The organism is Streptomyces sp. NPDC007872 (assembly GCF_042868165.1).
Taxonomy (GTDB): Bacteria; Actinomycetota; Actinomycetes; order Streptomycetales; family Streptomycetaceae; genus Streptomyces.
The window spans coordinates 175,200-196,200 of the sequence record NZ_JBIAEA010000010.1; the positions used below are offsets into that span (position 1 = coordinate 175,200).

Below are 21,001 nucleotides of genomic sequence, written 5' to 3' on the forward strand. Positions count from 1 at the left end.
CATTTTCCGTGCGCCCGGAGGGGCGGGTCCGGACGTGCGGGGCCGAATGCGCGAAGCCGGACGCACGGGGCCGGACGCGCGGGGCCGGACGCGCGGGAGGCTTCCGGCTCAGCCGGTGCCGTCGGCTCCGGCGTCGGCCAGGGCCGCGGCGAGGGCGGTGATCGTGTCCGGGCCGACCCGGCAGCAGCCGCCGACGAGCCGGGCGCCGGAGCGGACCCAGGCGGCGGCCCGCCCCGGGTCGAAGGCGGACCCGCCGCGCCAGTCCCGCGCCCCGGCGTCCCAGCGCTCCCCGCTGTTGGGGTAGACCACGGCCGGTTTCCCGGTCACGGCGACGGCCGTCTCCACGGCGGGTCCCGCGTCGGCCGGGTCGCAGCAGTTGACCCCGACCGCCACCACCCGGTCGTTCCCGGCGGCGACCGCGAACGCCTCCGCCAGGTCCTGACCGGCCCGGGTCCGCCCGCCCTCGACCGTGTACGACAGCCACACGGGCATCCCGCACCCCTCGGCCGCCCGCAGCAGCGCCTCCGCCTCCTCGGCGTCCGGCACCGTCTCCAGGGCCAGGACGTCGGGCCCCGCCGCCGCGAACACCTCGATCCTCGGCCGGTGGAACGCCTCGAGTGCGCGCACGGAGAGCCCGTACCGTCCCCGGTACTCGCTGCCGTCCGCCAGCATCGCGCCGTACGGCCCGACGGACGCGGCGACCCAGACCTCCTCCTCCGCGACGTCCGCCGCCGACCGCGCGAGCTCCACGCTCCGGGCGAGCAGCCGCGCCGCCTCCTCCCGGCCCGTGCCCCGCCGGGCGAAGCCCTCGAAGGTGGCCTGGTAGCCGGAGGTGATGAGCACCCGCGCCCCGGCCCGCACGTACGCCGCGTGCGCCTCCTCGATCCGCTCGGGTCCGTCGGCGAGGAGCCGCGCGGACCAGAGCGCGTCCGAGAGGTCGCAGCCCTGGGCCTCCAGTTGATCGGAGAGCCCGCCGTCGAGGACGAGGACCTCCGCCCGGAGGGCCTCGTCGAGCGCACGGACCGGTCTCATCGGCTCGCTCCTCCCGCTCAGCCCAGTTGCGACTGGACCTGGGCGGAGATCAGCTCCAGATGGTCCAGGTCGTCCAGGTCCAGGACCTGGAGGTAGACCCGGGAGGAGCCGATGGCCGCGTACCGGCCGAGCCTGTCGACGACCTCGGCGGGCGAGCCGGCCAGACCGTTCGCCCTGAGCTCGTCCACGTCCCGCCCGATGGCGGCGGCCCGGCGGGCCACCTCGGCGTCGTCCCGGCCGACGCAGACGACCAGCGCGTTGGAGTACACCAGGTCGTCGGCCGACCGGCCGATCGCCTCGGCGGCGGCCCGCACCCGTCCGAACTGCTTCTCGCTGTCCTCCAGGGAGGCGAACGGGATGTTGAACTCGTCCGCGTACCGCGCGGCGAGCCGGGGGGTGCGGGTCGCGCCGTGCCCGCCGATCAGGACCGGGATCTTCTCCTGGAGGGGCTTGGGCAGCGCCGGGGAGTCGGTGAGCCGGTAGAACTCCCCCTCATGGGTGAACGTCTTGCCGACCTCGGTCTCCCACAGACCGGTGACGATCGCCAACTGCTCTTCGAGGCGGCCGAACTTCTCCTTCGGGAAGGGGATGCCGTAGGCCTTGTGCTCCTCCTCGAACCAGCCCGCGCCCAGGCCCAGTTCGACCCGGCCGCCGGACATCCGGTCGACCTGGGCGACCTGGATGGCGAGGACGCCGGGGAGCCGGAAGGTGCCGGCCGTCATCAGTGTGCCGAGGCGGATCCTCTTCGTCTCCCGGGCCAGGCCGGCCAGGGTGATCCAGGCGTCCGTCGGACCGGGCAGGCCGTCGGCGGACCCCATGCTGAGGTAGTGGTCGGAGCGGAAGAAGGCGTCGAAGCCGAGCTCCTCGGTGGCGCGGGCCACGGTGAGGAGGGTGTCGTAGTCGGCCCCCTGCTGGGGCTCGGTGAAGATGCGAAGATCCATGCCTCCATCCTGCACCGTCGCGTACGGGCCGACCTCCCCGCCGACACCCCGGCCGGGCGCCTTGACCGGGCCGGACAGGCAGGGCCGGTCGAGCCGGGCCGGGCGCCTTGGCCGGGTCCGGCCGGGCCGGGCGGATCGGTCGAGGCGGCAGGCCCGGTCGAGGCGGCCGCGCCGGCCGGGCCGGAGCGCGTCAGCACGACGGCTCCCGGCGTGGGGTCGCGCGGCCCCGGGCCGGGTCGGGCGGGCGGGCCCGCTCGCCGTCGCGGACGGCCAGACGCCGTAACATCCCGCGCACCCGGTCACCCGACTCGTCGGTGGCGTCGATCGCCTCGATGCACTGCCAGTAGAGCCCCTCCTCGTCGGTGGCGCAGGCCACGCCCACCAGGGCGATCCCCACCTCGGCGAGCAGCTCCCCCAGCGCGGTCAGCGTCCGGTGGGGGTCCGTGACCTCGGTCAGCCGGGCCGCGCGCGGCCCTCCGGCGCCCCACACCGCCGGATACTCCCCGATCTCCCCCAGCCCGCGCGCCTCGCCGCGCAGCTCCTGCGGCCCGCAGAGCGCGAGACGACTCCCTATCGCCTGGGCGAGGGCCTGGGCCTGCCAGGCCTCCGCCACGATGTCCTGTGCCGTCCCGCTCTCCACCAGCGCGTGCCGGCCGAGCGCGATCAATCGCTCCGCTTCCATCAACACCGCCCCCGTTCCCACGACTTGCCACCCACTCAGTCATTACCCAGAGTGAGACAGCCTGAGCCCAAACACCAGAGGAATTCGGAAATCTGTGGACAGGAAGCCTGACGGGGAAAAGTCGATCACTCCGAAGAGTGACGATCTTGATTCAGGAGCCCTCCTCACCCCCTCCGCCCCGCCGCTTGGCGGGGAATCGGAGTTCGTTGCGGTCGATCTTGGCCGCGAGCGCCGCGAGCGGGTCGATCCCGAGCGCGTCGCAGAACTGGAGGAGGTAGGCGAGCACGTCCGCCACCTCGTCGGCGACCCGGTGGGCCGACTCCGGGTCCTCCATCACCCGCTCGGCCTGCTCGGGCGTCAACCACTGGAAGATCTCCAGGAGTTCGGCCGCCTCCACGCTGAGGGCCGCCGCCAGGTTCTTGGGCGTGTGGTAGGGCTGCCAGTCGCGGGCCGCCGCGAACGCGACCAGCCTGCGCCGGAGCCCCGCCACACCGTCGTCCGTCACACCGCCGCCCGTCGCGTCGCCGTCCGTCACACCGTCGTTCTTCGTGTTCTCGTCCGTCACCCGTCCAGGTCTACCACCGTCACCCCGGGCGTCCGGCGCGCTTCCGCCGCCGTCCGGTCCCCCACCGTGCCCGCGAGGCGGATGTGCCCGTCCCCGGCGATCTCCACGGCGAGGCGGAGCAGTCCGCCCGACTGGCGCCGGTCCAGGCCCCGGTCGAGGCCGTCGGCCAGCAGCGTCAGGCTCTGCATGGCGTCGGGCACCTCGGCGACGCGGTCCATCTCCAGGACCCCGGGGCCCGTGAGCAGGGTGAGGGCGAGCGCCAGGTAGCGCAGTTCGCCGTCGCCGAGGCGGCCGAGCGGGGTCTCGGGCCGGCCGCCCCGTTCGAGCACCGTCCGGACGGTGCCCTCCGGGAGCTCCCGCACCCCGAGCCCCGTGACGGTCCCCGCGCAGCCCGCTCCCGCCACGGTGGCCAGGCGGTGGTGGCGGCGCGGGCAGTCGTTGTGGGTGCGGTGCAGGACCTCGGCGAGGTTCCGGCAGTCGCGCCGCAGCCTCCCCTCGCCGGGCGGCACGGGGGCCCGCATCCGGTCGGGCCGGGGGTCGCAGGCGAAGGCGGACCGCAGCCCGACGACCACCTGCTCGGCGGCGGCCAGGACCTCCAACTGGCCGGGGGTCTTGCCGGCGACCCGCAGCGGCAGCAGGGCCGTGCCGAGGAGGTCGTCGGGGAGCGGGGCCCTGGTGACGGGGGTGGCGCCCGCCGTGTGCCACTCGGCCTGGACGGTGCTGCGGCCGGGGTCGCGCAGGGCGGTGGCGAGCAGGGTGCGGCCCCGGGCGGTGAGCCGTTCGCCGACGATGCGGAGCCGGGGCTCGGCCTGCACGGCGAGGTCGAGGCGGACGGGGCCGCACGGTCCGTCGACGGTGCACCCGATGCGGAAGCCGCGCCGGCCCTGGGCGTCGGGCCGGGCGCGTTCGGGGACGAGGTCGGCGGCGTCCGGGAACACCTCGTCGAGCGGGTCGCCCGCGCAGAGCCGGGCCAGCGCCTCGTACGCCCGCAGGGTGGTGGTCTTGCCGCTGCCGCTGGGCCCGGCGAAGAGGGTCACGGGCCCGAGCGCGTGCGTGGCGGAACGGCGGCCGGCGAACGCGGAGAGGCGCAACTCGGTGACGGCGGGCCGGGCGTCGGACCGCCCCTCCTGCCCTTCCCGGGACTCCTGCCCTTCCCGGAACTCCCGGGCTCCTCGGGACTCCCGGACCTCCTGAGTCTCCCGGGCTTCCGGTACGACCGGGCCCCGCGCCTCGGGGACCGGGGCACGGGGCCGGGTGACGCGCGGAAGGGGAGCGCCCCTCCCGGGAGCGGGCACGGACGCGGGCACGGACACCGACGCCGGCACGGACACCGACGCCGGCACGGACACGGGTACGGACGCGGACGCAGGCGTGGGCGCGGCGGAGGTGCGGGCCTCCGGGACGCGCGGCCCGGCAGAGGGGACCGCGTCGGAGGAGGGAACGGCGCCGGGAGCGGGAGCGGCGTCGGGGACGGAAGCGGGAGCTGCGGGGGAAGCGGGGTCGGAGGGGCGGTTCTTCGACGTGCTGGCGAGCGCGGAGCCGCAGGTGAGGTCCATGTCCGGACCGTACGCAGCCCTTTCCGCGACGAACCGTTACGCCGGGGGGACCTTCCTACGATCGGGGGACGCCGGCGGCCCGGCCGCCCACGACCTCCTCCTCGTCCGCACCCTCCGCGCCCTCGACCTCCGTGCCCGCCGGGGCGAGGAGGAAGACGTTCCGGTCGACGCGGTGCATCCCGCTGCCGAGCCCGAAGACGACGCCGCTGCTGAAGTCGAGGATCCGCTTGGCGACCTCGGTGTCGGCGCCGGTCAGATCGAGGAGCACCGGGATCTGGGCGATGAGGTACTCGGCGACCTCGCGGGCGTCGGCGAAGACCTGGACGCGGAGCACGACCATGCGGCGCTGCTCGGCGGATTCGTACTGCTCGGGGATCGTGCGGTGGTCGACCCTGGACGGCCATTCGTCACGGCCGCGCAGGGGCACGACCTGCGCGAGGCCCTCCCACTGCTCGTCGGTGACGTCGTACCTCTCGTACCTACTCATGGGTCCATCCTCCCGCTCCTCACCCGTTCGGCCCAACAACGACACGACGTGATGACGGCGTGGCGGCCGGTCGGGCCCGAAGCTCACCCGGTCGGCCCACTCCCCGACCCGCTCCCCCGCCCGTTCACCGACCCGCTTCCCGGCTCGTTCCGGGCCGGTGGCGGGACGGAGTACGTCACGGTGGCCGAGGCCGCCAGTTCGTCACCTTCGTCGCGGAGTTCGGCGAGGACCACGCAGAGGCGCCGGCCGAACTTGGCCATGCGCGCGTGGGTGCGGAGGAGGCCGGGCCGGGGGCGGTTGAGGTAGCTGATCTGGAGGGAGGTGGTGAGCGCCATGGGGGTGGGGCGGCCGAGCCGGGCGTTGATCAGGAGGAAGGCGGCGAGGTCGACGAGTCCGGCCTGCTCGGGTCCGGAGACCGTGCCGCCGGGCCGGGTGCGCAGCCGCGCCCCGTCCGCCTCCATGAGCAGGTGGGTCCCGCTCGCCTCGGTGACCCGGCAGGCCGTGTAGTCGGGGAACTGACGCCGGACGAGGGCGTTGAGCTCGTCCGGTGAGAGCGGGGCGGGGGCCGCCGCGCCCACGACCGCGCCCACATCCACACCCCCAGCCGCACCCGCACCCGCACCCGCACCCGCACCCGCACCCGCACCCACGACCGTCACCTCCGCCCCCGCCCCCGCACCCGCCCCCGTCATCAGGCGAAGCTCTTGGCGAGCCTGCGGAGGCCCTCCCTGATCTCGTCGGGCGAGTGCGTCGTGAACGAGAGCCGCATGGCGCCCGGGTCCGGGTCGCCGCAGAAGAACGGTGCCCCCGGCACGTACGCCACCTCGTGGCCGACGGCGGTCTTCAGGAGCTCCGTGGCGTCGTACCCCTCGGGCAGGGACGCCCAGATGAACATGCCGCCCTCCGGCCTGTTCCACCGGCTGCCCTCCGGCAGCGCGGCCGGCAGGCCTTCGAGCATCGCGTCCCTGCGCTCCTGGTAGGCGGCGCGGATCACCGCCACGTGCGCGTCGAGGTCCCTGTCGCGCAGGTAGCGCGCGGCCGCCGCCTGGTCGATGGTCGAGGTGTGCAGGTCGGCGGCCTGCTTGGCGATGACGCAGGAGCGGCGCAGTCCGGCGGGGGCGCGGAGGTAGCCGAGCCGGAGGCCGGGGGCCATCACCTTGGAGAAGGAGCCGAGCAGGACGGTGCGGTCGGCCGCCGCGGGATCGGCGGCGATCCAGGGGACGCGCTCGCCGTCGTAGCGCAGTTCGCTGTACGGGTCGTCCTCGACGATCCAGAAGCCGTGGCGGGCCGCGGCCTCGGCGACGGCGGCGCGCCGCTCGGCGGGGAGGGTGCGGCCGGTGGGGTTCTGGAAGGTGGGGACGACGTAGAGGAGGGTCGGCTTCTCGCGGGCCGCGATCTCCTCCAGGGCGGCCGGGAGGAGGCCCTGGTCGTCGGTGGGCACGGGGACGACGCGGGCGCCGGCGAAGCCGAAGGTCTGGAGGGCGGCGAGGTAGCAGGGGTTCTCGACGAGGACGACGGCGCCGGGTTCGACGAGGGCGGTGGTGAGCAGCGTGAGGGCCTGCTGCGAGCCGGTGGTGACGAGCAGGTCGTCGGCGCCCGTGGGCAGCCCGCGCGCGGTGAGCCGCTCGGCGACGGCGGTGCGCAGCTCCGGGTCGCCCTCGGTCGTCGAGTACTGGAGCGCGTGCCGCGGGTTCTCCGCGAAGACCCGGTCGTACGCGTCCCGCATCCCGGCGACGTCGAACAGCTCGGGGGCGGGCAGGCCCCCGGCGAAGGAGATCACCTCGGGTCGCGCCGTGAGCGCCAGGATCTCCCGTACCGGCGACGAGCCGACGTTCGCCAGCCGGGAGGCGGCGGCCGGCACGGGCGCGGAGGGGGTGGCGGAGGCGGCGTTCGCGGGCGTGGAGGCGGCAGAAAGCATGGCGTCAGCATATAGAGATTCAAGGCGGTGTCCAGGTCGTTCGATTCGCGCCCGGCGTGACCGAGTTGACGCACTCCGGGGCCGTCTCCGGGGGAATTCCGGGTCCGTTCCGGCCACACTGCGGGCCGCAGGATTCCGGCCGCGCGGACCGAATTCGGAAGATCCCCCTCCCCCGTTCCTCTCCGCTGGTCGCCACCGGAAAGGGTGCCCTCTTCGATCTTCTCCGGTGCTGTCCGAAGCGCTACGGTCCGCCCTTGATCGAAAGGGGTGCGCGGGGCGTCCGCCTCCGGGAAATCGGCCATTCCGGTACGGGGTCTCATTGATGGGAGACAGCGTCGTGGATACCGTTCCCCCGCTCCACCACCGCGAGGTCCGCGGGCTCCTGGTCGCAGTCGAACGAGCGAGGCGAGTGGATCACCATGGCATCTTTCCTTCCCGCCGACGAGGTCGTCGTCGTCCGCACTCCCGAGGAATTCCTCGCCATGCCCGAGGAGTACCGGGAGATCGCCGTCCGGGGAATGATCGTGAACACCGAGGGCGAGCTCTCGGGGGCCGACGACTACATCCAGGTGTTCCTGCCGCTGGCGCCGGACGCCGAGGAGCGGCAGGTGTGCGCCGAGCGCGCCGTCGAGGAGTACGACCACTACAAGATCGGCAAGCGGGTCCTCGCCGACATCGGCATCGACACCGGATACATGGAGAAGCAGCGCCTCGCCGACCGGGACCTCTTCGCCGGTCACGAGTTCCACACCTGCACCACCTGGGCGGAGCGCGGGATCTTCTCGTACATCGGCGAGGAGACCGCGATGGTGATGATCTCCGAATTCGCGCAGAGCAGTTACAAGCCGTGGGCCGAGGCCGTGCGCACGATCATTCTCGACGAGAAGATCCACATCGCCCACGGCGCCCGGGTCTGCCGGAATCTGGCCCGTACCGAGGAGGGCCGGGAGGAACTCCAGCGGGGTCTCGACCGGTTGTGGCCGGGATTCGTCCGGATCTTCGGCAGCCCGCGGTCGGAAAGGGCGAAGCTGGCGGTCCGTTTCGGGCTGCGGCAGACCACGAACGGCGAGGCGCGCGACATCTGGCGGGAGAAGGTCACCCCGCGGATCAAGAGCCTCGGTCTGAAGGTCCCCGAGTAGCAGTTCCCGTCGAGGAACACCGAGGAGTCCCGTCCATGGCCACCCCCCTGACCATCACCCCGCGTCCGCTCGGCCGCCGCGAGGCGAAGGAGCGCACCGCCGCGCTCCTGGCCGAACGGCCCGACCTCGCCCCCCGGCTGCACCGGCTGCGCCGGCTCGGGCGCGAGGTCCGCTCCTGCGAGGTCCACCTCACCAACACGTGCAACATCCGCTGCAAGGGCTGCTGGTACTTCGAGGGCGGCTTCGACACCGCCGTCCGCGAGCTGTCGGACGTGGACCGGATCCGGTCCTTCGCCCGCCGGCTGCGGGACGAGGGGGTCAACCAGGCGACCCTGATCGGCGGCGAGCCGACCCTGGTGCTCAAGCGCGTGGAGGCGTTCGTCGAGGAGCTCCCGTACATCACCATCTCGACCAACGGCCTGCGGCCGATGCCCCGGCAGGGCTTCGAGCACATCGCCGTGGCCGTCAGCATCTTCGGCGGCGGGCCGCTCGACGACGACCTGCGGGCCATCCGGGTCAACGGGTCGAAGTTCACCGGCCTGTTCGACACGGCGCTCTCGCACTACCGGGACGACCCGCGCGTGCTGTTCATCTTCGCGCTCTCCGAGGCGGGGCTGCGGTACCTGGAGCCGACCGTCCGCAGGATCGCCGAGAACGGCAACCTCGTCACCTTCAACTTCTACAGCGAGCACGGCACCGACAGCCCGATCCGGATCGAGAACGAGCGGCGGGTCCTGGAGGAGGCGCTGCGGGTGAAGGAGGCGTACCCGGAGGCGGTGGTCAGCCACCCGTACTTCATCCGCAGCCTGATCACCGGCACCTCGCACTGGGGCGCGCGCTTCGGGTACGACGTCTGCCCGAGCCTCAGCGTCGACCACCCGGACCACGAGGAGCGGGTCGCCAACGGCAATCCGGTGATCCCGGGCTTCGCCGCCTGGGGCGCCGACTACGAGTCGCTGCAGTTCTGCTGCACCTCGGGCGACTGCGGCGGCTGCCGCGACAGCCAGGCCGTCTATAGCTGGCTGGTGGTGAGCGCCGCCCGCTTCCTGGACAGCGCCGAGCGCCTGGAGGAGTGGGTGGAGATCGCGGAGAGCTACTGGCGCCAGTGGCACTGGTCGCCGTACCACGCCTCGAAGCTCCCCCCGGAGCACACCTCCTGAGTTCCCCGTCCTTCCCCCTCCGCCGCCCCACACGCACGGGAGAGTCATGTCCGACACCCTGGACCGCGCCACCATCGAGCAGTTCATCACCGACGCCCTGGTCGAACTCGGCGTCGACGCCTCCGACGTGCGCCCCGGGGCCGCCCTGGACGACCTGGAGATCGACTCGCTCGACATGGTCGAGCTCGCGCAGTCCGTGAAGCGGGACCTGGGCGTGCCGGTCCGCACGAAGGACTTCGACGGGATCGACACCGTCGGGGAGATCCTCCGACTCTGCTACGAGAAGGCCGGAGTTGAGTGACGCGGCACGGCCCCGCGCGCGGGAGGCGGTCGTCGTCACCGGGTTCGGCGCCGTCACCCCGCTGGGCGTCGGCGCCGACGTCCTCCACGAGCGGGCCGTCGCGGGCGCGTCGGCCGCCGCCGGGAGCCGCCCGGCGGTCCGGCACGCGGTCTTCGCGCCCGCCGACCACCTGCCGCGCGCGCTCGTGCGCCGCACCGACCGGTTCACCCACCTGGCCCTGGTGGCGGCCGGCGAGGCCCTCGCGCGGGCGGGCCTCCGGCCGGGCGGCGCCCCGCCGTGGCGGCCCGAGCGGGTCGCCTGCGTCATCGGCTGCGGGCTCGGCGGCACGGCCTCCTTCGAGGCGCAGCGCGAGGTGTACGGGACGGAGGGCGCGGAGTTCGTGTCGCCGCTGATGGTCCCGCAGATGATGGCGAACGCGGCCGCCGCCCACCTCTCCATGCGGTACGGCTTCCGGGGCGAGAGCCTCTGCGTGGCGTCCGCGTGCAGCAGCGGCGCGCAGGCCGTCGGCGCGGGGATGCGGCTGCTGGCCGCCGGGGCGGCGGACGCCGTCGTGGCCGGCGGCGCGGAGTCGGCCGTCTCCGACCTGGTGGCCGCCGCGTTCGCCAACGCCGGCGCGCTCTCGCCGGGCGGGACGGCCCGGCCCTTCGACCGGGACCGGGACGGCTTCGTCATCGGCGAGGGGGCCGGGATCCTCGTCCTGGAGACGGCGTCCGGCGCCGCCGGGCGGGGCGCCGAGGTCCTCGGGACCGTACGGGGGTACGGGGCGACCTCCGACGCCCATCACGTCACGGCCCCCGACCCCACCGGCGGCCCGGCCGCGCGGGCGGTCGCGCTGGCGCTGCGGGAGGCGGCGACGGAGCCGGGGGAGCTGGCGTACGCGAACGCCCACGGGACCGGCACCGCCCTCAACGACCGCCTGGAGTGCGAGGCCCTGCGGCACGCCCTCGGGGCCGGCGTCCTCGCGGGGCTGCCGCTCTCCTCCTCCAAGGGCGCCCTCGGCCACCTCTTCGGCGCGGCGGGCGCGGTCGAGGCGATCGTCACCCTCCAGGCGCTGCGGCACGGCACGGCGCCCCCGACGGCGGGGCTGCGCCGGCCGGACCCGGCGCTCGGCGGCCTCGACCTCGTCCGCGGGGCGGCACGGAAGCTGACCGCACGCGCGGAAGGGGCGTCCGACGGCGGCGCGGGGGTCCTCGTGGGGCTCTCCACCTCGTTCGGTTTCGGCGGACACAACGCGGCCCTGGTCCTGGCCGCGGAAGGACGGTCCTGATGCGCGCGTCCCGCGACTCCCACCACGCCCCCGACCCGCTCGGCCTCGCGGGGCGCCGCTATCTGGTGACCGGGGTCCTCAACGACGACTCGATCGCCTGGCACACCGCCCGCGCGCTCCAGGAGGCGGGCGCGGAGGTGCTCCTCACGGGCTTCGGACGCACCCGGCGGATCACGGAGGCGGCGGCCGCGGGCCTTCCGTACCCGGCCGACGTCCTCGAACTCGACGTGACGCGCCCCGAGGACCTGGACGGGCTCACGAAGGAGCTGGAGCGCCGCTGGGGCGCGGTGGACGGCGTGCTGCACGCGATCGCCGCCGCGCCCAGGTCCGCCCTCAGCGGCAACTTCCTCACGACCTCCGTCGAGGACGCGACGCTCGCCCTGCGCACGGCGGCGTTCTCGCTGCACTCGCTGACCACCGCGCTCGCCCCGCTGCTGCGGCAGGGCGGGGGCGGCGGCCCGGCCCGGGGCAGCGTGGTCGGCCTGGACTTCGACGCGTCGGGGGCGTGGCCGGGGTACGACTGGATGGGGGTCGGCAAGGCCGCGCTCGGCTCGGTCTGCCGCTACCTCGCGCTCTACCTCGGGCACTCCGGGATCCGGGTCAACCTGGTGGCGGCCGGGCCGGTGGAGACCGTGGCCGGGCGGGCGGTCGGCACCTTCGACCGGATCGCCGACCGCTGGGAGCAGGAGGCCCCGCTCGGCTGGAACCGCACCGATCCGGCCCGGCTCGTCGGCCCCGTCCTGTTCCTGCTCTCGGACCTGGCGGCGGCCGTCACCGGCGAGATCGTGCACGCCGACGGCGGGATGCACGCCGTCCGCATGGGCGCCCAGGCCGCCGGTGAGCCGCCGGGGCCCGGCGCCCCGCCCCGTACCGCACGGGAGGAGCGCCCGTGACCGCCGCGATCGTCGGCACCGGTTCCGCGCTGCCCGAACGGACCGTGCCCAACAGCCACTTCGAGGCGATCGGGTCCTCCGACGCGTGGATCGTGAAGCGGACCGGCATCCGGGAGCGCCGCTTCCTGCCCGAGGACGGGCACCTGGCCGATCTCGCCCTGGCCGCCGCGCGGGAGGCGCTCGCCGGGTCGGGGCGCACGGCGGCCGACGTGGGGCACGTCGTCGTCGCGACCACGACCCCCGACCGGACCACGCCCGGTCTGGCCGTGGAGGTGGCCGCGCGGCTCGGCGCGGACCGGGCCGCCGCGTTCGACCTGCACGCGGCCTGCGCCGGGTTCGTGTACGCCCTGGACCACGCCGTCGCCCTGATCGAGTCCGGCCGGGCCGGGACCGTCCTGGTCTGCGGCGCGGAGGCGCTGACCCGGATCACCGACCACGAGGACCGGTCGACGGCGGTGCTGCTCGGCGACGGGGCGGGGGCGGTGGTCGTGGCGGACGTGGCCGGCGCCACCCCGGACGCCGTGCCCGCGCCCGCGTTCCGGCTCGGTTCGGACGGGAACCTGGTCCCGCTGCTCCACGCCGACCGGTACGACCGGAAGCTGCGGATGGACGGCCCCGAGATCTTCGTGCACGCCGTGGAGAAGATGAGCGCGGCGGCCCGGGAGGTCCTCGCGCGGCGGGAGCTGACCGCCGACGACGTGGACCTGTTCGTCGCCCACCAGGCCAACGCGCGGATCGTCCGGGCGGTGGGCAAGGAGCTGGGCGTCCCGCCGGAGCGGCTCTACCTGAACGTCGACCGGGTCGCCAACACCTCCTCCGCCTCCATCCCGATCGCCCTCCACCAGGCCCGCGGGGAGGGCCGCCTGGGCCGGTCGGGCCTGCTGGGGGTGGCGGCGTTCGGGGCGGGGATCACCTGGGGCGCGGGGGTGATCGGATGGCGCCTGGAGGAGGGGTGAGGAGCGAGGAGACGGTGGGGACCGGGAAGGCGGCAGGGGTCCGGGGCGGGACGAAGGCCGGAGAAACGGCAGGGGACGGGACGAGGACCGGGAAGGCGGCAGGAGTCCTGGGCGGGACGAAGGCGGCTCCCTTCCCCGTGCTCGCCGAGCCCGTCGCCCCGGACGGCGCCCGGCTCGTCGTCCGCGTCCACGCGCGCCCCGAGCCCACCGCCCCGGTCGTGGTGGTGCTGCCCGCGATGGGCACGCCCGCCCGGCACTACACCCCGCTGGCGCGGGCGCTGCACCGGCGCGGGGCGACCGTGGTGACGGTGGACCCGCGCGGGCACGGCGAGAGCGTCCCGGTCCCGGCGCGCGGGGTCCGGTTCGGCTACCGCGAGCTCGTCGAGCACGACATCGGCGCCGTCCTCGACGCCGTCGCACGCGCCTTCCCCGGCGCGCCCCGGCTGATCCTGGGGCACAGCCTCGGCGGACAGCTCGGCCTGGTCCACTGCGGACTGCTCCGGCCGCACCTCGACGGGGTCGTCCTGGTGGCGAGCGGCTCGGCCTGGTGGCGGACGCTCGGCCCCTCGGGGGCGCGATGGCTCGCGCGGAGCCTGCTCTGCGTGGCGGGTGCGGAGCTGCTCGGGTACTGGCCGGGCCACCGGCTCGGGTTCGGCGGGCGCGAGTCGGTGGGCCTGATGCGGGACTGGGCCCGGCAGTTGAGGACGGGACGGTACGCCGCCGACCACGAGGAGGCGCTGCGGGGCGTCGCCCTGCCCGTGCTCGCCGTGGACGTCGAGCACGACGCCCTCGCGCCGGCCCGGGCCGTGGACCACCTGTGCGCGAAGCTCCCCTCGGCCCGCGTCGAGCGCTGGACCTACCGGACGGCGGACGCGGGCGGCCGGGACCTGGACCACTTCCGCTGGATCCGGCACAACGCGGGCCTGGTGGAGCGGATCGCGGCCTGGGCGGGATTCCCGGAGCCCGCCGGGGAGGCCGGGGACGCCGGCCGGAGCGCGTCGGCCGCGTCGGGCGCCCCGGCGTGAGCGCCCGGCGCGGGGCGCCGCTGCTCGGCGCGCTGCTGCCCGAGGGGGCGTACGGCGCCGAGGAGACCGGCGACCCCGAACCGGCGGGGCTCTTCCCCGAGGAGGCCGCCCTCGTGGCGCGCGCGACGCCGGGCCGGCGGCGCGAGTTCACGACGGCCCGGCTCTGCGCCCACCGGGCCCTCGCCGCCCTGGGGGTGCCCCGGGCCCCGCTCCTGCGGGGGCGGCGCGGGGCGCCCGCGTGGCCGGCGGGCACGGTCGGCGGCCTCACGCACTGCGCGGGGTTCCGGGGCGCGGCGGTGGCACCGGCCGCCCGCTTCCTCGCGCTCGGCATCGACGCCGAACCGCACGCGCCCCTGCCGCCCGGGGTGCGCGGGGCGGTGGCCTTCGGCCCGGAGCCGGCGCACCTGCGCGAACTGGCCGCCCGGCGGCCGGACATCGCCTGGGACCGGCTGCTGTTCAGCGCGAAGGAGTCCGTCTACAAGGCCTGGAGCGGGTACGGCGGCGCCTGGCTCGGCTTCGAGGACGTCGAGGTGGCGTGGGAGGCCGCCCCGGACCCGTTGCCGCCCCCGGAAGCGCGTACGGACGACCCCGCGGCCACCGGCCGCTTCCGGGCCCGTCTGCTCGTCCCGCCGCCGGAACCGGCGTCGCCGGGGACGCCCCCGGGACCGTGCCGTCTCCCGTCCCTCCTCCGCGGCCGCTGGCTCGTCCGCGACGGCCTGCTCCTGACCTCGGTCGCCGTCCCCCGCCCCGTACCGCGTCCGCACCGACACCCGCACCCGTCCCGTACGGCCCCGAAGGAGTCCGCCCGATGACCGCCGACGACGGAACCGTCCCCGCGCTGCTCGACCGGAGCGCCCGCGCGCACCCCGACCGGACCGCGCTGCGGCTCGGTGCCGACGAGGTGACGTACGGGAGGCTCGACGGGCTCGCCCACCGGACCGCCGCGCTGCTCCGCTCGCGCGGGGTGCGGCCCGGGGACCGGGTCGCCGTCGCGCTCCCCAACAGCACGCTGTTCGCCGCGCTCTACTACGGGATCCTGCGCGCGGGCGCGATCGTCGTCCCGCTCAATCCGCTCCTGCGCGCCGGGGAGGTCCGGCACTGCCTGGCGGACGCCGGGGCGGCGCTGCTGCTCTCCCGGCCCGGGGACGGCGGGGAGGCAGCCGAGGGCGCCCGCCTGGCCGGCACCCCGCACCTGGCGGTCGAACCGGCGGAGTTCACCGCGCTCCTGGCCGTCCACGCGCCCGCGCCGGGCGTCACGCCCCGTGCGCCCGGGGACACCGCCGTCGTCCTCTACACCTCCGGTACGACGGGGGAGCCGAAGGGGGCCGAGCTGACCCACGAGAACATCCGGCGCAACATCGACGAGGGGGTGCGGGTCCTGGAGCTCGGGGCCCCGGACGTGGTCTTCGGCGGGCTGCCGCTCTTCCACTCCTTCGGGCAGGTGATGGGGCTCGGCTGCGCGGTGGCCGTGGGCGCCTGCCTGACCCTGATGAGCCGTTTCGACCCGGCGGGCGCGCTGTCGCTCGTGGTCCGGGACCGGGTGACGGTCTTCCTCGGGGTGCCCACGATGTACGGGCTGCTGCTGCGGCACCCGGAGCGCGCCCGGTACGACGTCTCCTCCCTCCGGGTGTGCCTGTGCGGCGGTTCGCCGCTGCCGGTGGCGGTCCACGCGGGCTTCGAGTCCGCCTTCGGCTGCGCGGTCCTGGAGGGGTACGGCCTGTCGGAGTCGTCCCCGCTGGCGTGCGTGAACCGGATCGGCCGGCCGCGCGTCCCCGGCACGATCGGCGTCCCGGTCGACGGGGTGGAGATGCGGGTGGTGGACCGGGACGGCAAGGAGGTGCCGGACGGCGAGGCCGGGGAGATCGTGATCCGGGGCCACAACGTGATGAAGGGGTACTGGCGCCGCCCGGAGGCCACGGCGGAGGCGGTGCGGGACGGCTGGCTGCACACCGGCGACCTCGGCACCCGGGACGCCCGGGGCGACTTCCGGGTGGTGGACCGGCTGAAGGACGTGGTGATCAGGGGTGGGTTCAACGTCTACCCGAGGGAGGTGGAGGAGGTCCTGCACCTCCACCCGGACGTGGCGGAGGCGGCGGTCCTCGGGGTCCCGCACCCGGTCCACGGCCAGGAGGTCGCCGCCGCCGTGGTCCTGCGCCCCGGCCGGTACGTCTCCCCCGCCGAGCTGCGGGCCCACGTGCGCGAGCGGGTCGCCCCGCACAAGTATCCGCGCCGGATCTGGCTCGCCGACTCCCTGCCGAAGGGGCCGACGGGCAAGGTTCTCAAGCGCGCGATCGTCCCGCCGGGCGGGGAGCCCGGCTGATCCGCCCGCCACCGGCGTAGGGGAGGTCCCTCGTTCCCTCCCGGGAGGGGCCGGTGCTCTGGCCGGGGAGCCGGGGGGCGCCTAGCGTGCGTCCATGACCACAGACGTCGCCGGGGGCGGCATCGGCCGTCGCCCGGTCCCCGACGCCTCCGACGCCGTCGCCGGCGAGGTGGCGGAGCTGCTCGCCCGCCATGGCGGGGTCGTCGTCCACGGGCCGTGGGGCGCCGGGAAGAGCACCCTCCTGGAGGCCGTGTGCCGGCGCTGGAGCGGCGGGGTCCGGCGCGTCCGCAACCGGCCGGGGGACGAACTGCTGCCCTGTTCGGGTCTGGTGCAGCTCTCCGAGGAGTTCCTGCCGTACGCGGGCGGGGAGGTCGACGCCGCGACCAGGCTGCGGCTGCGCGTCCTCGTCGCGCGGACGCTGCGGGAGGCGCCGCGTCCGCTGGTGGCGGTGGACGACGTCCAGTGGCTCGATCCGGTCAGCGCCGACGTCCTGGGCCACGCGGCCGGAGCGGTGGGGCGGGACCGCCTCGCGGTGGTCGCGGCGGAGCGGACCGTGGGGCCGCCGCACCGCGCCGCGGAGCTGCTCGGCGGCCATCCGCCGGTCGTCCCGGTGCCCCCGGCGGGACACGAGGAGGTCGCCGACCGGTTGGAGGCGCTCGGTCTCCCGGCGCGCTGGAGCGCGGCCGTCCTGCGCCACTGCGGCGGCAACCGCGCCCTCCTCGCGGCCTGTTGCGAAGGGCTGGCACGGCGGCCGCCCGCGCGGGGCGGGCCCCTCGGGCCCCTGCCCCTCGACGGTCTGGAGCGGGCCGACGCGCTCGCCGACGCGTGGTTGCGCACGGTGCCGGAGGAGGTGCGCCGGACGCTGCGCACGGCGGCCCTGGCGCACCGGCCCGACACCGACCTGCTGTACCGGGCGGGCCGCCGGGAGGCGCACGACCACGTCGCCCACGCGGTGCGCGCCGGTCTGCTGACCACCCCGGACGGCCCGGACGGCACCGGCCCGACCGCCGTGCGGTTCTCCGCCCGGGCCCTGGCGCGCGCCGCCGCCGCGGCCGGCACCGCCGCCGAGCGCCGCCGTGACCACGAGGCCCTGGCCGCGGCGGTGTCCGACCCGGTGCGCGCCGTGTGGCACCGGGCGACGGCCACGGAGGGGACCGACCGGCCGGCCGCCGAGGACGCCGCGCGGGCCGCGGTGGCCGCGCGGGCGGCGGGCGACCGGGGCCTGGCCTCCGGACTCCTGCTGCTCGCCGCGCGGCTGACCCCGCCCCACCTGCCGGGGCCGCGGTCCGAACGGCTCGCCGAGGCCGCCCTGGACGCGGCGGCGGCGGGGGACGTCGGGGGCGCCCGCCGCGCGGCCGCGTGCCTCGTGCGCGAGCACGGCGCTCCCGAGCAGCGGGTGAAGGCGCTGCTGGCGGTCGTCGACGCCTGCGGGCAGGACCTGACCACCACGGAGACGCTGTTCGCCGCGGCCCGTGGCGCCGCCCGTGACGACCCGCGCCTGCTGGCCGCCGTCGAACTGCGGGCGGCCATCCGGGCCAACGTCGCCGCGGAGGACTTCGACGGGGCCCTCGCCCACGCCCGCACCGCCGCCGCGCTGGCCCGCGGCGCCGGCGACGACGCCCTGCACGCGGCCGCCCTGACGATGGCCGCCCGCATGGAGCGCGTGCTGGGGCGGCCGGACGACGCGCGCGCCACCCTGCGGTCGGCGCTGTCCCTCGCGGTGCCGCCGCACGCCCTCGGGGTCGCCAACAGTCCCGAGTACCTCGGGGCCCGGCTCGCCGTCTTCGACGGGCACCTGGCGCGGGCGCGCACCTCGCTGCTGGCCCTGCTTCCCGTGGCGCAGGCCGCCGGGGGCGCGGAGGACCTCACCGACCTGTGCCGCAGCCTGGCCGAGGCCGACGCCGGGCTCGGTGCCTGCGCGGACGCCCTGGCGTGGGCGGCGCGGGCCCGGTCGTACACCCGGGAGGCGAACCTCTCCCCCGGCCCCGTCTGGTACACCTCCGCCCTCGTCCACTGTCACGGCGGTTCGTTCGAGGAGGCCGGGGACTACGCCCTGCGGGCCCTGCGGGCCTCCCGGTCGGAGGGGGACCGGCTCCACACCACGCGCGGTCTGTGGATCGCGGGGGCGGTGCACCTCCACTGCGGGCGGATCGGGCAGGCCCTCGCCGCCTTCGAGGAGCTGTCCGCCGGCGGGGGGTCGTCGCGGCCGGACGACCCCGTCGCCCTGCGGTGGCAGGCCGACGCCGTGGAGGCGTTCGCGGCCGCCGGGCTCCTGGAGCGGGCGCACGGGATGCTGGACCGCCTGGACGGGGCGACCGCCGCCCACGCCCCGCACGCCTTCGCGCGCGCCACCGTCTCCCGGGCCCGCGCCCTGTGCCTCGCGCGGGCCGGGGACCTCGACCGGGCGGCCGGCGCCTTCGAGGAGGCCGCCGCCGCGTTCGCCGCCCTCGGCCGGCCCGTCGAGCAGGGGCGCACCCTGCTGGCGTGGGGACGGGTCGAGCGCCGGCGCCGGCGGGTCGCCACGGCCAAGGCCGTGTGGGAGCGGGCCCGTTCCGTGTGCGCCGGGGCGGGCGCGCACCCGTGGTCCGCGCTCGTGGACGGGCACCTCGCCCGCCTCGCGGGCTCCGCGTCCGGGGCCGCCGGTCCGGACGGCGGGGAGGCGTACGGGCTGACCGAGCGCGAGTGGCTGCTCGTCCGCCTGGTCGCCGGGGGGAGGAGCAATCCCGAGGCCGCCCACCGGCTGTTCGTCTCCCGCAAGACGGTGGAGGCGATGCTCAGCCGCGTCTACCGCAAGGTCGGGGTGCGCAACCGCACCGAGCTCGCCGCGCTCGTGGGGCCCGGCGAGGGCGTGTGAACGGGCGCGCCCCGGGCCCCGGTCACGGGACCGGGGCCCGGGGGCGGGAGCCGGAGGGGGTCAGGACCAGACGGTGAAGGTGGCCGTGGCGGACGCCTTCTTCCCGGTCGCGTCGGTGACGGTCAGGGTGACGTTGCGGAAGCCCCAGGCGGTGGGGGTGCCGGAGACGAGCCCGCTCGCCGCGTCGATCCCGAGGCCGGCGGGCAGGCCGGTCGCGGAGAACGCGTACGGCGCGGTGCCGCCGCTCGCCCGGAGGGCGAGGCTGAAGGGGCGTCCGACGGTGAGGTTCTGGTTGCCGGGGGCGGCCAGGACCGGGCTGCCCGTGCCGGGGGCCGTGACGGTCCAGGTGAAGGAGGTGGAGCCCTTGCGGCCGGCGGTGTCGGTGGCCGTGACGGTGACGGGGGAGGTGCCGGCCGTGGTCGGGGTGCCGGATATCGTCCCGGTGGCCGGGGCGACGGACAGGCCGGCCGGGAGGCCGGTGGCGGACCAGGTGTAGGGGGCGGTGCCGCCCTCGGCGCTGTTCCTCAGCTCGACGGGCGTGCCGGTGGGGCTGGTGCGGGCGGAGACGGCGGCGACGGTGACCTCGCCGGGCTGCGGGGTCGAGGTGACCAGGGAGGCGCCGAACTTGGCGAGGGCCTCGTTCACGGGCTGGAAGATGGTGAACTTCTCGCCGCTGCCCGAGGAGCAGGTGGCGCTGCCGCCTCCGGAGTGCAGGCCCACGGCCTTTCCTCCGGTCGCGGTGACGTAGGAGCCGCCCGAGTCGCCGCCGGCGGAGCAGGCGCTGGAGTAGGACAGGCCGTTGATGACGACGTTGCCGTAGTCGACGCTCTGGTTCACCTTGGTGACCTCGCCGCACTGGAATCCGGTGGTCTGGCCGGAGCGGCAGATCGCGGTGCCGACGACGGCTTCGGCGCTGCCGGTGAGGGTGACGTCGCCCTTGCCCCATCCGGAGACCGCCGGGGCCGTCTGCCAGTCCGCCCGGTCGACGTCGACGATCCCGAAGTCGCCCTCCGCGGCGTTGACGCTGCCGGTGCCGTTCTTGTTGGAGGTGCCGACGCGGGTGCCGTCCTTGCCGTAGGCGGCCTGGTCGGCGTCGTCGGTGCAGTGACCGGCCGTCAGGAAGGCCTTCGTCCCGCCGGAGCGGGTGACGGAGAAGCCGATGGAGCACGGGCTCTCCGTGCCCGGCACCCACTTCTCCCCGCCGACCACGTTCCCGCCCTGCTGCCGGGGCGCGTCCCCGGACTCGGTGACCCCCACCAGGTCGCCGAGGCCGGCGAGGCGGGTCCTGAACGCGTCGGTGGCGGCGGTGGCCCGGGCGGGGTCGAGGACGACCTCGACCCGGTTGCCGCGCACGTCGGGTCCCCAGGAGAGCAGGCCGGGCACGTTCTCGGCCCACCGGCCGACCTGCCGGGCGGTGGCGTCGAGCGCGGCGGCGGAGTGCCGGACCCGCTGGGCGACGGCTCCCGCCCGGCGGACCGCGTCCGCGTCGGCGCCGGTGGTGACGGCGGCGTGCAGGCGCCCGTCGGAGGCGTCGAACCACAGTCCCGAGACGCGGTCCCCCACCGTGGCGCGCACGGCGGTCGCGACCCGTTCCGCGGCCTGTTCGGCGGCCATCCGGTCGCGCACGCCCTCGGCGGAGAGACCGAGGTCGCGGCCCATCGCCGCGCGCACGTCGGCGGGCACCGGGGCGGTGGGGGACGGAGCCGGAGGACCGGCGTGGGCGGGGAGGACTCCGAGCCCGACGACGGCGGTGACCGTCGCGAGTCCGGTGAGGAGGGGGCGGTGCCGTACTGGACGCATGGGAGCGTTCCCTTTCGCGGAGGGGGAAGGGGGCCGGCGCGGACGGGCACCAGGGGGATTCCGTCCGGCGCCCCGCCGCCGGGGACTGGGCACAGCCTCGGGGGT

The 21,001-nt window shown here is 76.1% G+C and carries 19 protein-coding genes; 10 read left to right on the forward strand and 9 right to left on the reverse strand.

Annotated elements, in window-relative coordinates; translation table 11 throughout:
- Positions 1 to 108: 108 nt before the first annotated feature.
- From mmuM to ACFYNX_RS29540, 8 genes are all read right to left on the reverse strand, one after another.
- Positions 109 to 1,032: a homocysteine S-methyltransferase gene (mmuM, locus tag ACFYNX_RS29505; RefSeq protein WP_388665688.1), complete on the reverse strand. Its 924-nt coding sequence runs from the start codon at positions 1,030 to 1,032 to the stop codon at positions 109 to 111.
- A gap of 17 nt (positions 1,033 to 1,049) precedes the next feature.
- Positions 1,050 to 1,973 (reverse strand): LLM class F420-dependent oxidoreductase, encoded by a 924-nt coding sequence (locus ACFYNX_RS29510; protein WP_388665690.1) that lies wholly within the window; start codon positions 1,971 to 1,973, stop codon positions 1,050 to 1,052.
- Between the two features lie 190 nt (positions 1,974 to 2,163).
- Positions 2,164 to 2,655, reverse strand: a complete 492-nt coding sequence (locus ACFYNX_RS29515; RefSeq protein ID WP_388665852.1) for a DUF6099 family protein — start codon at positions 2,653 to 2,655, stop codon at positions 2,164 to 2,166.
- Between the two features lie 151 nt (positions 2,656 to 2,806).
- Complete coding sequence (locus tag ACFYNX_RS29520) at positions 2,807 to 3,160, reverse strand: nucleotide pyrophosphohydrolase (RefSeq protein ID WP_365541922.1); 354 nt, start codon at positions 3,158 to 3,160, stop codon at positions 2,807 to 2,809.
- 56 nt (positions 3,161 to 3,216) lie between these two features.
- Positions 3,217 to 4,311: an ATP-binding protein gene (locus ACFYNX_RS29525; protein ID WP_388665854.1), complete on the reverse strand. Its 1,095-nt coding sequence runs from the start codon at positions 4,309 to 4,311 to the stop codon at positions 3,217 to 3,219.
- A gap of 520 nt (positions 4,312 to 4,831) precedes the next feature.
- Positions 4,832 to 5,263: a cell division protein SepF gene (locus ACFYNX_RS29530; protein WP_125667861.1), complete on the reverse strand. Its 432-nt coding sequence runs from the start codon at positions 5,261 to 5,263 to the stop codon at positions 4,832 to 4,834.
- Positions 5,264 to 5,346: 83 nt separating this feature from the next.
- Complete coding sequence (locus ACFYNX_RS29535; protein ID WP_388665692.1) at positions 5,347 to 5,853, reverse strand: PaaI family thioesterase; 507 nt, start codon at positions 5,851 to 5,853, stop codon at positions 5,347 to 5,349.
- Positions 5,854 to 5,954: 101 nt separating this feature from the next.
- On the reverse strand, positions 5,955 to 7,181 hold the full coding sequence (locus ACFYNX_RS29540) for a PLP-dependent aminotransferase family protein (RefSeq protein WP_365541801.1): 1,227 nt from the start codon (positions 7,179 to 7,181) through the stop codon (positions 5,955 to 5,957).
- Between the two features lie 419 nt (positions 7,182 to 7,600).
- Between ACFYNX_RS29540 and ACFYNX_RS29545 the strand changes: the two genes are divergently transcribed.
- The 10 genes from ACFYNX_RS29545 (at position 7,601) to ACFYNX_RS29590 (ending at position 19,096) form a co-directional block, all read left to right on the forward strand.
- The gene (locus tag ACFYNX_RS29545; protein ID WP_365541803.1) at positions 7,601 to 8,320 is read left to right on the forward strand and encodes a Phenylacetic acid catabolic protein; all 720 of its coding nucleotides are present in this window, start codon (positions 7,601 to 7,603) and stop codon (positions 8,318 to 8,320) included.
- Positions 8,321 to 8,355: 35 nt separating this feature from the next.
- Entirely contained in the window at positions 8,356 to 9,480 is a 1,125-nt protein-coding gene (locus ACFYNX_RS29550) for a radical SAM protein (RefSeq protein WP_388665695.1), read from the forward strand.
- 46 nt (positions 9,481 to 9,526) lie between these two features.
- Positions 9,527 to 9,781 carry an acyl carrier protein gene (locus ACFYNX_RS29555; protein ID WP_125668427.1) on the forward strand — a complete coding sequence of 85 codons (255 nt, stop codon included), beginning with the start codon at positions 9,527 to 9,529 and terminating at the stop codon, positions 9,779 to 9,781.
- Positions 9,774 to 11,048 carry a beta-ketoacyl-[acyl-carrier-protein] synthase family protein gene (locus tag ACFYNX_RS29560; protein ID WP_388665697.1) on the forward strand — a complete coding sequence of 425 codons (1,275 nt, stop codon included), beginning with the start codon at positions 9,774 to 9,776 and terminating at the stop codon, positions 11,046 to 11,048. The genes ACFYNX_RS29555 and ACFYNX_RS29560 overlap by 8 nt, the downstream gene beginning before the upstream one ends.
- Entirely contained in the window at positions 11,048 to 11,941 is an 894-nt protein-coding gene (gene fabI, locus ACFYNX_RS29565; protein ID WP_388665699.1) for an enoyl-ACP reductase FabI, read from the forward strand. The genes ACFYNX_RS29560 and fabI overlap by 1 nt, the downstream gene beginning before the upstream one ends.
- Positions 11,938 to 12,897 carry a beta-ketoacyl-ACP synthase 3 gene (locus ACFYNX_RS29570; protein ID WP_388665701.1) on the forward strand — a complete coding sequence of 320 codons (960 nt, stop codon included), beginning with the start codon at positions 11,938 to 11,940 and terminating at the stop codon, positions 12,895 to 12,897. Before fabI ends, ACFYNX_RS29570 begins: the two co-directional genes overlap by 4 nt.
- A gap of 137 nt (positions 12,898 to 13,034) precedes the next feature.
- The gene (locus ACFYNX_RS29575; protein ID WP_388665703.1) at positions 13,035 to 13,922 is read left to right on the forward strand and encodes an alpha/beta fold hydrolase; all 888 of its coding nucleotides are present in this window, start codon (positions 13,035 to 13,037) and stop codon (positions 13,920 to 13,922) included.
- A 20-nt stretch (positions 13,923 to 13,942) separates the two neighbouring features.
- Positions 13,943 to 14,734 (forward strand): 4'-phosphopantetheinyl transferase, encoded by a 792-nt coding sequence (locus tag ACFYNX_RS29580; RefSeq protein WP_388665856.1) that lies wholly within the window; start codon positions 13,943 to 13,945, stop codon positions 14,732 to 14,734.
- A complete protein-coding gene (locus ACFYNX_RS29585; RefSeq protein ID WP_388665705.1) occupies positions 14,731 to 16,242 on the forward strand; it encodes a long-chain fatty acid--CoA ligase in 1,512 nt (503 codons plus the stop codon). Before ACFYNX_RS29580 ends, ACFYNX_RS29585 begins: the two co-directional genes overlap by 4 nt.
- A 94-nt stretch (positions 16,243 to 16,336) precedes the next feature.
- A complete protein-coding gene (locus ACFYNX_RS29590) occupies positions 16,337 to 19,096 on the forward strand; it encodes a LuxR C-terminal-related transcriptional regulator (RefSeq protein ID WP_388665707.1) in 2,760 nt (919 codons plus the stop codon).
- 60 nt (positions 19,097 to 19,156) lie between these two features.
- Here the strand turns inward: ACFYNX_RS29590 and ACFYNX_RS29595 are convergent, their stop codons facing one another.
- On the reverse strand, positions 19,157 to 20,896 hold the full coding sequence (locus ACFYNX_RS29595; RefSeq protein WP_388665709.1) for a putative Ig domain-containing protein: 1,740 nt from the start codon (positions 20,894 to 20,896) through the stop codon (positions 19,157 to 19,159).
- Positions 20,897 to 21,001: the final 105 nt, after the last annotated feature.

Coding starts and splice junctions, on each gene's coding strand:
- mmuM (WP_388665688.1), bottom strand. CDS start 1,032: ATGAGACCGGTCCGTGCGCTCGACGAGGCCCTCCGGGCGGAGGTCCTC.
- ACFYNX_RS29510 (WP_388665690.1), bottom strand. CDS start 1,973: ATGGATCTTCGCATCTTCACCGAGCCCCAGCAGGGGGCCGACTACGAC.
- ACFYNX_RS29515 (WP_388665852.1), bottom strand. CDS start 2,655: ATGGAAGCGGAGCGATTGATCGCGCTCGGCCGGCACGCGCTGGTGGAG.
- ACFYNX_RS29530 (WP_125667861.1), bottom strand. CDS start 5,263: ATGAGTAGGTACGAGAGGTACGACGTCACCGACGAGCAGTGGGAGGGC.
- ACFYNX_RS29540 (WP_365541801.1), bottom strand. CDS start 7,181: ATGCTTTCTGCCGCCTCCACGCCCGCGAACGCCGCCTCCGCCACCCCC.
- ACFYNX_RS29545 (WP_365541803.1), top strand. CDS start 7,601: ATGGCATCTTTCCTTCCCGCCGACGAGGTCGTCGTCGTCCGCACTCCC.
- ACFYNX_RS29550 (WP_388665695.1), top strand. CDS start 8,356: ATGGCCACCCCCCTGACCATCACCCCGCGTCCGCTCGGCCGCCGCGAG.
- ACFYNX_RS29555 (WP_125668427.1), top strand. CDS start 9,527: ATGTCCGACACCCTGGACCGCGCCACCATCGAGCAGTTCATCACCGAC.
- fabI (WP_388665699.1), top strand. CDS start 11,048: ATGCGCGCGTCCCGCGACTCCCACCACGCCCCCGACCCGCTCGGCCTC.
- ACFYNX_RS29585 (WP_388665705.1), top strand. CDS start 14,731: ATGACCGCCGACGACGGAACCGTCCCCGCGCTGCTCGACCGGAGCGCC.
- ACFYNX_RS29590 (WP_388665707.1), top strand. CDS start 16,337: ATGACCACAGACGTCGCCGGGGGCGGCATCGGCCGTCGCCCGGTCCCC.
- ACFYNX_RS29595 (WP_388665709.1), bottom strand. CDS start 20,896: ATGCGTCCAGTACGGCACCGCCCCCTCCTCACCGGACTCGCGACGGTC.